This window comes from Idiomarina loihiensis, assembly GCF_024584785.1.
In the GTDB taxonomy this organism is placed as follows: Bacteria; Pseudomonadota; Gammaproteobacteria; order Enterobacterales; family Alteromonadaceae; genus Pseudidiomarina; species Pseudidiomarina fusca.
This window is the reverse complement of the sequence record NZ_CP074112.1, coordinates 1,421,679-1,435,602: the sequence shown is the minus strand read 5'-3', so window position 1 is coordinate 1,435,602 and position 13,924 is coordinate 1,421,679. Positions and strand designations below refer to the sequence as shown.

The 13,924-nt window shown below is 48.9% G+C and carries 14 protein-coding genes and 2 tRNA genes; 14 read left to right on the top strand and 2 right to left on the bottom strand.

Annotation, left to right across the window (positions count from 1 at the left end; all coding sequences use genetic code 11):
* Positions 1–7: 7 nt before the first annotated feature.
* Positions 8–277, bottom strand: coding sequence for a helix-turn-helix domain-containing protein (locus KGF88_RS07005; protein WP_162014444.1), 270 nt, complete (start codon positions 275–277; stop codon positions 8–10).
* 175 nt (positions 278–452) lie between these two features.
* Here KGF88_RS07005 and KGF88_RS07000 point away from each other — a divergent pair, with 175 nt between their 5' ends.
* Positions 453–923: a hypothetical protein gene (locus tag KGF88_RS07000; protein ID WP_153825785.1), complete on the top strand. Its 471-nt coding sequence runs from the start codon at positions 453–455 to the stop codon at positions 921–923.
* Here the strand turns inward: KGF88_RS07000 and yhbY are convergent.
* The gene (gene yhbY, locus KGF88_RS06995) at positions 920–1,228 is read right to left on the bottom strand and encodes a ribosome assembly RNA-binding protein YhbY (RefSeq protein WP_153825784.1); all 309 of its coding nucleotides are present in this window, start codon (positions 1,226–1,228) and stop codon (positions 920–922) included. The two genes, KGF88_RS07000 and yhbY, sit on opposite strands and share 4 nt — an antisense overlap.
* 82 nt (positions 1,229–1,310) lie before the next feature.
* Between yhbY and rlmE the strand changes: the two genes are divergently transcribed.
* From rlmE to truB, 13 genes are all read left to right on the top strand, one after another.
* Entirely contained in the window at positions 1,311–1,937 is a 627-nt protein-coding gene (gene rlmE / locus KGF88_RS06990; protein ID WP_153825783.1) for a 23S rRNA (uridine(2552)-2'-O)-methyltransferase RlmE, read from the top strand.
* Between the two features lie 45 nt (positions 1,938–1,982).
* The gene (ftsH, locus tag KGF88_RS06985) at positions 1,983–3,905 is read left to right on the top strand and encodes an ATP-dependent zinc metalloprotease FtsH (RefSeq protein ID WP_110074798.1); all 1,923 of its coding nucleotides are present in this window, start codon (positions 1,983–1,985) and stop codon (positions 3,903–3,905) included.
* 76 nt (positions 3,906–3,981) lie between these two features.
* Complete coding sequence (gene folP / locus KGF88_RS06980) at positions 3,982–4,791, top strand: dihydropteroate synthase (RefSeq protein WP_153825782.1); 810 nt, start codon at positions 3,982–3,984, stop codon at positions 4,789–4,791.
* Complete coding sequence (gene glmM, locus KGF88_RS06975; protein ID WP_153825781.1) at positions 4,788–6,128, top strand: phosphoglucosamine mutase; 1,341 nt, start codon at positions 4,788–4,790, stop codon at positions 6,126–6,128. Before folP ends, glmM begins: the two co-directional genes overlap by 4 nt.
* Positions 6,129–6,218: 90 nt before the next feature.
* The gene (gene tpiA / locus KGF88_RS06970) at positions 6,219–6,977 is read left to right on the top strand and encodes a triose-phosphate isomerase (RefSeq protein WP_153825780.1); all 759 of its coding nucleotides are present in this window, start codon (positions 6,219–6,221) and stop codon (positions 6,975–6,977) included.
* 3 nt (positions 6,978–6,980) lie between these two features.
* Complete coding sequence (gene secG / locus KGF88_RS06965) at positions 6,981–7,307, top strand: preprotein translocase subunit SecG (protein WP_110074795.1); 327 nt, start codon at positions 6,981–6,983, stop codon at positions 7,305–7,307.
* A 47-nt stretch (positions 7,308–7,354) separates the two neighbouring features.
* Positions 7,355–7,439, top strand: a tRNA-Leu gene (locus tag KGF88_RS06960).
* A 63-nt stretch (positions 7,440–7,502) separates the two neighbouring features.
* Positions 7,503–7,579: transfer RNA gene (locus KGF88_RS06955), tRNA-Met, on the top strand.
* 181 nt (positions 7,580–7,760) lie between these two features.
* Positions 7,761–8,219 (top strand): ribosome maturation factor RimP, encoded by a 459-nt coding sequence (gene rimP / locus KGF88_RS06950; protein ID WP_110074794.1) that lies wholly within the window; start codon positions 7,761–7,763, stop codon positions 8,217–8,219.
* Between the two features lie 24 nt (positions 8,220–8,243).
* A complete protein-coding gene (gene nusA, locus KGF88_RS06945) occupies positions 8,244–9,743 on the top strand; it encodes a transcription termination factor NusA (RefSeq protein ID WP_110074793.1) in 1,500 nt (499 codons plus the stop codon).
* Positions 9,744–9,766: 23 nt separating this feature from the next.
* Positions 9,767–12,442 (top strand): translation initiation factor IF-2, encoded by a 2,676-nt coding sequence (infB, locus tag KGF88_RS06940; protein ID WP_153825779.1) that lies wholly within the window; start codon positions 9,767–9,769, stop codon positions 12,440–12,442.
* Positions 12,443–12,448: 6 nt separating this feature from the next.
* Complete coding sequence (rbfA, locus tag KGF88_RS06935) at positions 12,449–12,877, top strand: 30S ribosome-binding factor RbfA (protein WP_110074791.1); 429 nt, start codon at positions 12,449–12,451, stop codon at positions 12,875–12,877.
* Entirely contained in the window at positions 12,877–13,857 is a 981-nt protein-coding gene (gene truB / locus KGF88_RS06930; RefSeq protein WP_153825778.1) for a tRNA pseudouridine(55) synthase TruB, read from the top strand. The genes rbfA and truB overlap by 1 nt, the downstream gene beginning before the upstream one ends.
* Positions 13,858–13,924 lie beyond the last annotated feature (67 nt).

Here is a 13,924-nt window from a genome sequence, read left to right as displayed (position 1 = left end):
TGCCTGACTATTTATTTAGCAAGGCTTTTAATTCTTGTTGTTTCTGTTCGCGCTCAGCGGGCGTTAGTGGCTTATGGTGATAAGCCTCAACATCGGGAAATACTTCCTCAATCTCAAGTTCTAACGCTTTGGCGATGGCCAGTGCCACAGGCTGTGACTTGGCCTTGCGGGCAACCACTTTTGAAATAAGAGAAGGACTTTTATTAAGAGCTTCGGCCAGCATCGAATAATCGAAGCCGCGACGTCTTAATTCCTTTTTGATTTTTGCGCTATCCATCAGTATATTGAGTCTTTTCCTGGGCGGTGCACTTGGCGTGCGCCGCGAGTTCAAAAATAATTCATAAGAAGGTCTTTCTGTGTCAAATGACATAGATAAAAGCAATTAAATGCCAAATGACTTAAACGAAAATAGACCACAGAACCCTATTAAAAGCAACTTGGAAATACCTGATGTGGATACCGTAATGGAGCGTCTGGCGCTGATCTCTGGTGAGCGTTCAGCAAGTGGTATCATGCGCTGGCTGGGGATTAAGCCAAGCTCCATAGCTAACTGGAAGCGGCGCGGGTCGGTTAACTTCGATCCTATCATTGCAGGTTTGTTACGACACAGGGTGTCGCTAGATTGGTTATTCGCGCCTTATGAAGATTTATTTTACCCAACCGTGGGACAGTTGGGGGAACTGAATGAGTCAACCCCGCTGTATCAACAGAATCAGGCCATGAATTTAGCGATAGAAGCTATTAATCGAATTGACCCGGTGCTTGAGCGCTACAATTTACCTAAGACCGAAACCAATCGGCAATTGATGTCAGAAACTTATTTTAAGAAGCGAGGCGAGGCATTAATTTTGTCGGCTGCACTGAACCAGGTAGCGAAAGCACTGGCAACGGCGCAGCCGAACGAGGCAAGTCAAGCGGATTAAGCTTTAGGTAAGCTGATCTTTTTGGCTTGGCTTGGTTTGTACAGGGTTAAGATTTTACCAACCACCTGCACCCGATAAGCCTGGGTGTGAGCAACGATGGTGGTATAAATTTGTTCACGTACTTCGCGTTCTTCTTCTGGCACTTTAATTTTAATCAACTCGTGGTGTTCAAGGGCCAGTTCGATCTCTGCCATCACGCCTTCGGTAAGGCCATTACCACCTAATAAAACGACAGGTTTGAGTGAATGAGCTAAACTTTTCAGGTGTTGTTTTTGCTTATTGCTTAAGGTTAAAGCCGTTGCCATGTAATATATATCCTACGTATGACTTGAATTTACGCTATTCTACCGCCATCTGGGTAGAATAAGCCAGTTTGGTGGAAAAGAAATGGGTAAAAAACGTTCGGCCAGCAGTACGCGTTGGCTGCAAGAGCACTTTAGTGATCATTATGTACAAAAAGCGCAAAAGCAGGGTTTGCGCTCGCGTGCTGTGTTTAAAATAGACGAAATACAAAAGCGCGATAACTTATTGCGCCAAGGTATGACGGTAGTAGACTTAGGAGCGGCCCCTGGGGGCTGGTCACAATATGTCGTGGATACCCTGCAGGGTAACTGTCAAGTTATTGCTTGTGATATTCTACCGATGGACGCAATCGCCGGAGTCGACTTTTTAGAGGGTGACTTTCGTGAAGAAGCAGTTTTAAATGCGTTATTGGACCGAATCGGCGGTAAGAACGTAGATGTAGTATTGTCGGATATGGCGCCTAACATGAGCGGCAACGACAACGTGGACCAGCCGCGCGCCATCTATTTGGTAGAGTTGGCCTTAGAAATGTGCCATCAAGTACTCAAACCAAATGGTAGCTTTGTGGTCAAAGTTTTTCATGGGCAAGGCTTTGAAGAATATCTAAAGGCAGTTAGAGCAGCATTTAAAGTTGTGCGCACGCGTAAACCAGATTCTTCTCGGGCACGTTCTAGAGAAGTGTATCTGGTAGCGACAGGTTATAAACTGTAGTACCCTGTAGGGCGTGCTACAAATGCAAACAAGAGGTAGTCGGCTTTGAGCGATATGGCAAAAAATCTGATTTTATGGCTGGTAATCGCCGTCGTACTTATGACGGTATTTAACAGTTTTAGTCCCGGTGGCGCAAGTAACTCGAATGTTGCTTACAGCCAATTTATCACGCAAGTGCATAACGGTGGGGTGCGCAAAGTTGACATCGACGGCCGCGTTATCAAAGCGCAGTCGCGTACGGGTGAAAATTTTACCACGGTCATCCCAACCGCATCGGATCCTGACTTATTGAATGACTTGTTGGATAACAACGTAGAAGTTAACGGCAAGCTACCTGAAGAGCCAAGCATTTTGGCTTCGATCTTCATTTCATGGTTCCCGATGTTATTGCTGATTGGCGTGTGGATTTTCTTCATGCGACAAATGCAAGGTGGCGGTGGTAAGGGCGCTATGTCGTTTGGCAAAAGCAAAGCTCGCTTGATGAGTGAAGACCAGATTAAAACGACCTTTGCAGACGTGGCCGGCTGTGACGAAGCCAAAGAAGAAGTCAGCGAGCTGGTGGATTATTTGAAAGATCCGACTCGGTTCCAACACCTAGGTGGCAAAATTCCTAAAGGCGTGTTGATGGTGGGGCCACCAGGTACAGGTAAAACCTTGCTAGCCAAAGCTATTGCCGGTGAAGCACGGGTGCCTTTCTTCTCTATCTCAGGTTCTGATTTCGTAGAAATGTTCGTTGGTGTGGGTGCCTCGCGGGTACGTGACATGTTCGAACAAGCGAAGAAGTCAGCACCTTGCATCATCTTTATCGATGAGATTGATGCGGTAGGTCGCCAGCGTGGCGCCGGCTTAGGTGGTGGTCATGACGAGCGTGAACAGACTCTTAACCAAATGCTGGTAGAGATGGACGGTTTTGAAGGCAACGAAGGTATTATCGTGATTGCCGCAACCAACCGCCCTGATGTCTTGGACCCGGCGCTGTTACGTCCAGGTCGGTTCGACCGCCAAGTAGTGGTTGGTTTACCGGATGTGCGCGGACGCGAGCAGATATTGAAAGTACACATGCGTAAAGTACCACTGGGCAAAGATGTCGATGCCTCGTTAATTGCGCGCGGTACGCCAGGATTTTCTGGTGCAGATTTAGCTAACTTAGTGAACGAAGCAGCGTTATTTGCTGCCCGTACCAACAAGAAAGTTGTTGCTATGGAAGAGTTTGAAAAGGCTAAAGACAAGATCATGATGGGGGCAGAGCGCCGCTCGATGGTGATGACCGAAGATGAGAAGGCTATGACGGCCTATCATGAAGCGGGTCACGCGATTGTCGGACGTTTGGTGCCAGAGCATGATCCTGTTTATAAGGTGTCGATTATCCCGCGTGGACGAGCGCTTGGGGTGACCATGTACCTGCCGGAACAAGATCGCGTAAGTCACTCTAAGCAGTACCTAGAAAGTATGATTTCTAGTTTGTTTGGGGGCCGCTTGGCAGAAGAAATCATCTATGGATTTGAGAAAGTCACGACCGGTGCTTCGAACGACATTGAGCGGGCTACACAAATTGCACGTAAGATGGTGACGCAATGGGGCTTGTCAGAAAAAATGGGGCCGTTGCTCTATGCTGATGATGAAAACGAAGTCTTTTTGGGCCGCTCGGTCACTCAGCACAAACATATGTCTGACGATACCGCACGTGCCATCGACCAAGAAGTGAAGCTGCTTATTGATCGTAACTACGATCGAGCTAAACGTATTTTGGAAGAAAACGTAGATATTCTACACACCATGAAAGACGCATTAATGAAATATGAAACCATTGATGCGGATCAAATCGATGATTTGATGAATCGCCGTGATGTGCGTGAGCCACGTGATTGGCAGCAACGCTCTAACAGCAACAAAGATGGTGACAGTTCAGCCAAAGCAGATGATGTTTCGCCTGGTGCAGAACCAGCAGATAATTCATCGGCGAGCTAAGCAGATAAAGCCCCGCAAGTCGGGGCTTTTTTTTACCCAGTTTGATCTGAATGAATAGCGATAAGGAACCCAATTGATGAGTGCGCCAATCGAGGTGATGGGCATTTTAAATGTCACGCCTGACTCGTTTTCTGATGGTGGTCGTTTTAACAATTTAGATGCGGCTTTACGCCAGGCTGAGCAGATGCTTGCGGCTGGTGCCAGTTGGTTAGATATTGGCGGCGAATCTACCCGTCCTGGCAGCGCTGCGGTGGCGGTAGAGGCCGAACTGGAACGAGTCACTCCGGTAGTGACAGCGCTGCGCCAACGGTTTGACGTGAAGTTATCCGTAGACACTACTAAACCGGCGGTGATGCGCGAAGCCATCGCGGCTGGCGTGACCATGGTCAACGACGTCAATGCCTTGCGCGAAGAGGGTGCAGTGGAGCTGTTAGCACAACATCCCGCGGTATTAGTCTGCTTGATGCACATGCAAGGCCAGCCGCGAACGATGCAGCAGCAACCCCAATACGATGACGTGGTAGCTGAGGTGAGTGAGTTTTTACAGCAGCGTGTTAACCTTTGCACACAAGCTGGAATACAAAAACAAAACATTTATTTGGATCCAGGCTTTGGTTTTGGCAAGAGCCTAGGGCATAATTACCAACTGTTGCAGCGACTTGAAGCGCTGCATAAATTGCAATTGCCATTACTAATCGGTCTATCGCGTAAATCCATGTTAGGTCAGGTGACCGGACGAGCGGTAGCAGAGCGCCTAGCAGCCAGTATTGCTGGGGCAACGATAGCGGCAATGAAGGGCGCACGGATTATCCGTGTTCATGATGTCAAGGAAACGGTTGATGCAATGCAGGTGGTTGCAGCAACCTTGGCAGGAGAAAACTGTTGAGTCAGCGTAAATATTTTGGCACCGACGGGGTGCGTGGTCGAGTAGGTGATTTCCCTATCACTCCGGATTTCGCGGTGAAACTGGGTTGGGCAGCTGGTACCGTGCTGTCGGCCAGTGGCAATCAGCGTGTATTGGTAGGTAAAGATACCCGTTTATCTGGGTATATGTTGGAATCTGCCCTCGAGGCGGGGTTGTTATCAGCCGGCGTCAGTGTTGAATTTTTGGGACCGATGCCAACGCCAGCGGTAGCCTATCTCACGCGTAATTTCCGTGCTGCTGCGGGCATTGTTATCAGTGCCTCACATAATCCTTATTACGATAACGGGATTAAATTTTTCTCCGACTCAGGTAGTAAACTGCCAGACCATGTCGAAGCAGAAATTGAGCGTCTGTTAGATGAGCCGCTTGTTTGTGTGCCGTCTGAGCACATGGGACGAGCTAGCCGCATTGATGATGCGCCTGGGCGTTATATTGAGTTTTGCAAGAGCGTGTTTCCTTCTGATTTATCGCTCAAAGGGATGCGGATTGTGGTGGACTGTGCCCATGGCGCAACCTACCACATAGCGCCCGATGTGTTGCGTGAGCTAGGTGCAGATATTTGGGAAATTGGCACTGAACCGAACGGCATCAATATTAATGAAAAATGTGGCGCCACTCATTTAGATGCACTACGCGACGAAGTGTTAGCGCGTAAAGCTGACTTGGGCTTTGCGCTTGATGGCGACGGCGATCGGATCATGATGGTGACGGCTACTGGGCGCATTGTTGACGGCGATGATGTGTTATTTATTCTGGCCCGAGCGGCGCAGCAAGATGGTTTGTTGCAAGGCGGTATTGTCGGAACCTTGATGAGTAATTTCGCCCTAGAAAAATTCTTTACTGACCGTCGGATTCCGTTTGTGCGTGCCAAAGTAGGCGACCGCTACGTGATGGAAGAGTTGGTCAAACGTGATTGGCGCATTGGCGGTGAAAATTCTGGCCATATTATTAATCGCCAATTTCATAGTACCGGTGATGGTATTATTGCTGGATTGCAGGTCTTGACGGCGATGCAGCGTGAGCAACGCAGCTTGGACGAGTTGCTGGCACCCTTGGTAAAAGCGCCGCAAGCCTTGATCAACGTACGCTTTACCGCCGGTACCGATCCGTTAGCTGCGGCTAATGTGCAAGCGGTAGTAAGTGAAGTAGAGCAAGCGCTGGGTAATAACGGCCGGGTGTTATTGCGTAAGTCTGGTACCGAGCCGCTCATTCGAGTCATGGTCGAAGGTCAGGATGGCAATAAAGTGCGCGCGTATGCTGAAGAAATTGCTAGCGAAGTAGAAGCGGCTAGTAATTAATCAGTTCGTTAACAAATCGTCATTCACCGCTTGTAAGTTTCGGCGAGGTTATGTAATATCTCGCCGCTCTCAATGAAGTCAGAGGTTCCGATGCAACGCCAACCGTTAGTGATAGCTAACTGGAAAATGAACGGCAACCGCGCATTAGTTGCTGAATTAAGTGAGGCCCTGCAACAACAGCAGGCGCACTACGCGGACGTGACTGTGGTCGTCTGTCCACCTGCAGTATTATTGCCGGTGTGGCAAGCGCAACCGGGTGTGGTTGCGTTAGGTGCGCAGGATGTGAATGAACATGCTGATGGTGCGCACACTGGTGAGCATAGTTTAGCGCTAGTGCATGAAGCTGGCGCGCAATGGGTACTGATTGGTCATTCTGAACGCCGCCAGTGTTACGGTGATTCGGAAGCTCGGATCGCTCAGAAACTAGGTCAAGTGCTAGCTGATTCACGTTTTACCGCTGTGCTGTGTGTGGGTGAAAGTGCCGAACAACGTGAACAAGGGGCAACCTTTGCCGTGGTCGAGGCGCAGCTTAGTGAAGCCTTAGCGCAAGTGTCTGCATGCGAACGCCTCGTGGTGGCTTATGAGCCAGTTTGGGCGATTGGCACGGGATTAACAGCGTCGCCAGCGCAAGCGCAAGAAGTGCATGGTTTTATACGGCACTGGCTGCAAGAAAAATTTGGGTCGGCAGGCGCCGCAGTACAGGTTTTGTACGGTGGCAGCGTGAAGGCTGATAATGCTTCAGAACTGTTTGCTGAAGCTGATATTGATGGTGGTTTGATTGGCGGTGCAAGTTTACAGCCCGAACAATTCGTGGCGATTTGTACTGCAGCTCAGGCCCGGAGTAATTAAATTATGTACGAGATTTTTCTAATCGTTTATCTCATCGTAGCCTTGATGTTGATCGGCTTTGTGATGATTCAACATGGTAAAGGTGCCGATATGGGCGCTTCTTTTGGTGCAGGCGCATCAAATACTGTGTTTGGCTCAAGCGGTTCGGGTAACTTTTTAACTCGTACCACAGCTATTTTAGCGGTTATCTTTTTTGTGTTGAGTCTGGTTCTTGGTAACCTAGCCGCCGGTAATGGCGATGCAGGCAGCCAGTTTGATGACTTAGACATGATGCAAGAAGAAGTGCCGACAGTACCAAGCAACGATAGCGACGTGCCAGGGTCAAACTAAGACCTCTGAGTAGGGTTCGTTAGTGGTGCTGAGTTAGTAACAGATTTGCGGATGTGGTGGAATTGGTAGACACGCTATCTTGAGGGGGTAGTGCTTTAGGGCGTGCGGGTTCAAGTCCCGCCATCCGCACCAAATTTACAACGGCTACGGTTGCGTTTGTAGCCAAAATCTTTATAATATGGATTCGTTTTCGGACGCGGGGTGGAGCAGTCTGGTAGCTCGTCGGGCTCATAACCCGAAGGTCGTAGGTTCAAATCCTGCCCCCGCAACCAATTACAAAGGGTCCAGTGTTCTAAAAGCCCCGCAGCAGTTCGGGGCTTTTTACTATGTGACCTCTGCTGCAGCATCTGTGTTAAGCGTAAGACGTTGGTATAAACGCCCTTAATACAATGAATTGGCAGTCAATAACACTGGGCGATGACGCCCTTTTTTTGTTTTTAGGAGTTGGCAAACTTGGCTCGAGTTGAAGATCGTTTATTTGAGATGTTAGAACCTGCAGTAGCTGCTTTAGATTTCACCCTTTGGGGCGTGGAATTTGTGCGGGCAGGTAAACATTCAACCTTACGTGTTTATATTGATCATGCCGATGGCGTGAGCGTTGATAACTGTGCGGCGGTAAGCCATCAGGTAAGCGCAATTTTAGACGTAGAAGACCCTATCAGCACGGAATACTTTTTAGAAGTATCCTCGCCAGGTATGGAACGTCCGTTTTTCAACGCGAGTCAGTATGCAGACTACCTTGGCGAGACCGCTGCGGTAGAATTAACTGTAGCACAGCAAGGTAAACGCAAATTTAAAGGTGTAATTGCTGCTGTTGATGGCGATTACGTAGAATTTAACGTTGATGGTGAAGCCCTGAAAGTAGCGCAGTCATCCATTAAGAAAGCTCATTTAGTTCCTCAGTTTAACTAAGGATTGCGTAGGCGAGGCAGAACAATGGCAAAAGAAATTTTATTGGTTGCAGAAGCAGTTTCTAACGAAAAAGATGTATCGAAAGAAAAGATTTTCGAAGCATTAGAATCAGCACTTGCGCACGCAACAAAGAAAAAATACGAAGGCGATATCGAAGTACGCGTCAGCATTAATCGCCAAACTGGCGAATTTGATACGTTTCGCCGCTGGTTAGTGGTGGATGATAGCGAACAACCGCTAGAGCACCCTTATCGCGAAATCAGCTTAGCTGCGGCCCAGTACGAGGACGACTCAGTACAAGCCGGCGATTATGTTGAAGAGCAAATCGACTCGATTGAGTTTGATCGCATTACCACTCAAACCGCCAAGCAGGTGATCGTACAGAAAGTACGCGAAGCTGAGCGCGCTAAAGTAGTTGAAGAATATCAAGATCAAGTGGGTGAGCTGGTGACAGGTACGGTCAAACGCGCCAATCGTGAGCATGTGATTTTGGATCTTGGTAACAACGCTGAAGCGATTATTTATCGTGAAGACATGTTGCCACGCGAATCAGTTCGCGCCGGCGACCGAGTTCGTGGCGTGCTGTTTGACGTGCGTCCTGAAGCACGCGGTGCGCAATTATTTGTTAGCCGTACCCATCCGGACTTCTTAATCGAACTTTTCCGCATTGAAGTGCCAGAAATTGGCGAAGAAATGATTGAGATTCGTGGTGCCGCTCGTGACCCTGGTTCACGCGCGAAAATCGCCGTGAAGAGCAATGACCGTCGGATTGACCCTGTTGGCGCTTGTGTTGGTATGCGTGGCGCGCGGGTTCAAGCAGTTTCCGGTGAGTTAGGTGGCGAACGCGTTGATATCGTGTTGTGGGATGATAATCCAGCCCAATTCGTTATTAACGCAATGGCACCGGCCGAAGTCGCAGCGATTGTGGTTGACGAAGAAGCACACACCATGGATATCGCGGTAGAAGAAGGCAATCTTGCCCAAGCCATTGGTAAAGCTGGGCAAAACGTGCGTTTAGCCAGTCAGCTAACGGGTTGGCAGTTGAACGTGATGTCCGTTGCTGACTTTACTGAGAAGAACGAAGCTGAAGCACAGAAAGTACTTGATTTGTTCACTAAGAACCTTGGCATTGACGAAGATTTTGCCAGCGTATTAGTTGACGAAGGCTTCTCCTCGTTAGAAGAAATCGCTTATGTTCCAGTAGATGAATTACTGGAAATTGAGGGGATGGACGAAGATATTGTTGAAGAGCTACGCAGCCGCGCGAAAGCGGTACTAACAACTCGTGCATTAGCCACAGAAGAGTCGTTAGAGAGTGCAGAGCCAGATGAATCATTGCTTAACTTAGAGGGCTTAGATCGTCATTTAGCCTTTGTGTTAGCAAGCAAAGGTGTGACTAGTCTCGAGCTATTAGCCGAGCAGGGCATTGATGATTTGGCTGGAATTGAAGAGTTAAGCGAACAACGAGCCGGAGAATTGATTATGCAAGCGCGTAATATCTGCTGGTTCGGTGACGAAGAATAAGATCAACGGGGGTACAACTGACTATGGAAGAAGTAACGCTGGATAAGCTAGCCAAAGATGTCGGTACGACAGTTGATCGTTTGGTGCAACAGTTTGCCGAGGCTGGTATGAAAAAACAGCCTGGCGACGCTGTTACCGAAGACGAGAAACAAGCATTACTAACGCATTTGAACAAGGCCCATGGCGGCAACGGCCCTACTGAGCCGGCTAAAATGACGTTGAAGCGGAAAGAAAAAAGCACCTTAAGTATCGGCGGCGGCCCAGGTCGTAGTAAGTCGGTGCAAGTTGAAGTGCGGAAGAAACGTACGTACGTGAAGCGTTCGGCCTTAGAAGATCAGCAAAAAGCTGAGCAAGAGCGCCTTGAACAAGAACGTGCAGCAGCTGAAGCGAAGCGTTTAGAAGAAGAAGCGCAAGCAGCGGCCGCAGCCAAAGCTCAAGCGGAAGCAAAAGCAGCTGAAGAAAAAGCTAAGCAAGAAGCAGCTCGCAAAGAGAAAGAAAAAGCGAAAGCGAAAGCAGAAGCTGATAAGCGCGCAGCAATGACGCCAGAAGAACGTCAGAAAGCTGACGAAGCGAAAGCGGAAGCAGAGCGGTTACGTAAGGCGCAAGAAGAAGAAGCCCGTAAAAAGGCCGAAGCAGAAGCTGCGCGTCAAGCTGAAGAAGCGCGTCGTTTAGCTGAAGAAAATGAAGCTCGTTGGCAAGAAGAAGAAGCCAAGCGTAAAAAAGCTGAACAAGAAGATGTTCACTTTACCACCTCATCTACAGCGCAAGCTGCTGAAGACGAGCAAGACGTGGATGAAGAGCGTCGCAGCCGTCGTAAAGTAAGTAAGCAACGCCGTCATAAAGATGACGAACGTGATGATAGCCCGCGTCGTGAAAAACGCCGTAAAGGTGCTAAGCGTTCAACCTTGCAGCATGGTTTTAATAAACCTGCCGCGCCGGTAGAGCGTGACGTTAAGCTAGGCGAAACCATTACTGTTGGTGAGTTAGCTAACCGGATGGCGGTCAAAGCTAGCGAAGTTATCAAGACCATGATGAAAATGGGCGAAATGGTGACCATTAACCAAGTACTAGACCAAGAAACGGCCTCGTTGGTCGTTGAAGAAATGGGTCATAAAGTGGTGTTGGTTAGTGAAAACGCACTAGAGCAAGAAGTGTTGGCGGATCGTGGTGCAGATACAGCCGATGATGCCACTACACGTGCTCCGGTAGTGACTGTAATGGGGCACGTTGACCATGGTAAAACCTCGTTACTTGACTACATTCGTAAAGCGAAAGTGGCGAAAGGTGAAGCTGGCGGTATTACCCAGCATATTGGTGCGTATCACGTAGAAACGGATCATGGCATGATCACTTTCCTCGATACCCCAGGCCACGCTGCGTTTACGTCGATGCGTGCGCGTGGTGCAAGTGCGACTGATATCGTCATCTTGGTGGTAGCTGCTGATGATGGTGTGATGCCACAAACGCTTGAAGCGATTCAGCATGCTCGCGCCGCCCAAGTACCAATCGTGGTTGCCATCAACAAGATGGATAAACCAACGGCGGACCCAGATCGAGTTAAGAACGAACTAGCCCAACGCGATGTTATCCCTGAAGATTGGGGTGGCGATGTGATGTTTGTACCAGTATCGGCGCATACCGGTGACGGTATTGAACAGTTGCTAGAGTCGGTCTTGTTACAAGCTGAAGTGCTGGACCTGAAAGCTGTTGCGACCGGCATGGCCAAAGGCATAGTTATTGAATCACGGTTGGATAAAGGACGCGGTCCGGTAGCCTCGGTGTTGGTTCAAGAAGGTACCTTACGCCAAGGTGATATCGTACTTTGTGGCCTAGAATATGGCCGAGTTCGTGCGATGCGCGATGAAACAGGTAAAGAAGTGAAAGAAGCTGGTCCATCAATTCCGGTCGAGATTCTTGGCTTGTCAGGTGTGCCACAGTCTGGTGATGAAGCTACCGTAGTTAAAGACGAGCGTAAGGCCCGTGAAGTAGCTAACTATCGTCAAGGCAAATACCGTGAAGTTAAATTAGCTAAGCAGCAGAAAGCTAAGCTAGAAAACATGTTCGCGAACATGCAAGAAGGCGAAGTGCAAGAACTGAACATCGTGCTTAAATCGGATGTACAGGGTTCACTAGAAGCTATTTCTGATTCATTGCAGAAGCTTTCTACAAACGAAGTGAAAGTGAACATCATTGGTAGCGGTGTAGGCGGTATTACTGAAACCGACGCATCTTTGGCCAGTGCATCAAACGCGATTGTGATTGGTTTTAACGTGCGTGCTGATGCTTCAGCCAAGCGTTTGATTGAGCAAGACGCGGTAGATTTACGCTATTACAGTGTTATCTATGATTTGATTGACGAAGTTAAAGCAGCTATGGGCGGTATGTTAGCGCCTGAGTTCAAGCAGCAGATCATTGGCTTGGCTGAAGTTCGTGATGTATTTAAATCACCGAAGATTGGCGCTATTGCAGGTTGTATGGTTACCGAAGGTGTGGTGAAACGTTCAGCTCCAATTCGGGTACTACGTGATAACGTAGTTATCTACGAAGGCGAGTTAGAGTCATTACGCCGCTTTAAAGACGACGTACAAGAAGTTCGCAACGGTATGGAATGTGGTATCGGCGTGAAGAACTACAACGACGTTCGTGTTGGTGACCAAATTGAAGTCTTTGAAACAGTTCAAGTAGAACGGAGCTTATAAGCGCCTATGGCGAAAGATTATAGTCGGACCGACAGAGTAGGGCAGCAGTATCAGCGTGAGATAGCGATGATACTGCAGCGCGAAATAAAAGATCCGCGGGTGAGTATGGTGACGGTATCTGAAGTAGAAGTGTCACGGGATTTGGCTTACACCAAAGTATTTGTGACTTTCTTCAACGATGAGCCAGAGCAAATCAAAACCGCGCTGAAAGTACTGAATGATGCCGCAGGCTTTATTCGTTCATTACTTGGCAAGCGTATTCGGGCGCGTATTATTCCCGAACTACGATTTGTACATGACCCGTCCTTGAACGAAGGTATTCGGATGTCGCGCTTAGTTGATGAGGCCATTAAACGTGACGAAAGTCGCGGCAATGCTGCCCCCACTGCAAAGCCGGCCGATACCGCAGCCACAGACGACCACGGAGACGATTAATGGGACGAAGAAAGTCAGGTCGCGATGTCAGCGGCGTGATTTTGCTTGATAAGCCCCGTGATATCAGTTCAAACGCCGCACTCCAACAAGTGCGGCGTTTTTTAAATGCCAACAAAGCAGGCCATACTGGCGCTTTAGACCCGGCTGCAACCGGGCTACTGCCGTTGTGTTTTGGCGAAGCCACGAAAGTATCTCATTACTCCTTAGAAGCGGATAAAGCCTATCGGGTAGAAGCTTGTTTAGGGATTCGCACCACCACCAGTGACAGCGAAGGTGAGATAGTAGCGCAGGCCGATGCTGCTTTGCTTGAGCGTTTAACCCAAGCGGATATCGATCGAGTTATTAAGCAATTCACGGGCCCGCAACAGCAATCCCCATCGATGTATTCGGCGTTAAAACACGAAGGTAGGCCGTTGTATTACTATGCCCGTTTAGGCATAGAAGTGCCGCGCAAAACACGTGCTATTACCATTCGCGAGATTAACTTAGTGGAGTGGCACGGAGCGCGCTTGGTGTTAGACGTGACCTGTTCAAAAGGCACTTACATTCGTACGCTTATCGACGACATGGGCGCGGCTTTAGGATGCGGAGCTCATGTTGCTGAGTTGCACCGCAGCTGGATAGAAGGTGTGGTCGGCCCCGTTTATACTGCCGAAGAGTTGGCAGCCGTCGCCGAACAGACGGATCCAGAACAAGGGGATTACGCTGCGATTGACGCCTTATTGCTAGCTAACGATACGGTTATCCAGCAAGTGCCTACGGTAACGGTTGAGGCCGCTGAGGCCGCCAAGTTTTTATTGGGCAATCCAGCTCAGTTAACGCAGCCACCTGAAGTTGTCGCAGATCATTATCGAGTACTGCGTAGCTCTGATGGGGTGTTTATTGGGATGGGTTTACTGCAAGCACCGGCGCTTGCAACTGGGCCAGCGGAAGCTGGCCTTTGGGTGAAACCCAAGCGGGTATTGAATTTGCGAGATTGATTGCGCTGCAAGCATAAAGTGCGTATAATTTGCAGCGATTTCGTTGGTGCTGAATTAGTGATCGGCA

Excerpts from the sequence above, each read along its gene's own strand:
- KGF88_RS07005 (WP_162014444.1), bottom strand. The coding sequence starts at position 277 with ATGGATAGCGCAAAAATCAAAAAGGAATTAAGACGTCGCGGCTTCGAT.
- yhbY (WP_153825784.1), bottom strand. The coding sequence starts at position 1,228 with ATGGCAACGGCTTTAACCTTAAGCAATAAGCAAAAACAACACCTGAAA.
- rlmE (WP_153825783.1), top strand. The coding sequence starts at position 1,311 with ATGGGTAAAAAACGTTCGGCCAGCAGTACGCGTTGGCTGCAAGAGCAC.
- folP (WP_153825782.1), top strand. The coding sequence starts at position 3,982 with ATGAGTGCGCCAATCGAGGTGATGGGCATTTTAAATGTCACGCCTGAC.
- tpiA (WP_153825780.1), top strand. The coding sequence starts at position 6,219 with ATGCAACGCCAACCGTTAGTGATAGCTAACTGGAAAATGAACGGCAAC.
- secG (WP_110074795.1), top strand. The coding sequence starts at position 6,981 with ATGTACGAGATTTTTCTAATCGTTTATCTCATCGTAGCCTTGATGTTG.
- nusA (WP_110074793.1), top strand. The coding sequence starts at position 8,244 with ATGGCAAAAGAAATTTTATTGGTTGCAGAAGCAGTTTCTAACGAAAAA.
- infB (WP_153825779.1), top strand. The coding sequence starts at position 9,767 with ATGGAAGAAGTAACGCTGGATAAGCTAGCCAAAGATGTCGGTACGACA.
- rbfA (WP_110074791.1), top strand. The coding sequence starts at position 12,449 with ATGGCGAAAGATTATAGTCGGACCGACAGAGTAGGGCAGCAGTATCAG.
- truB (WP_153825778.1), top strand. The coding sequence starts at position 12,877 with ATGGGACGAAGAAAGTCAGGTCGCGATGTCAGCGGCGTGATTTTGCTT.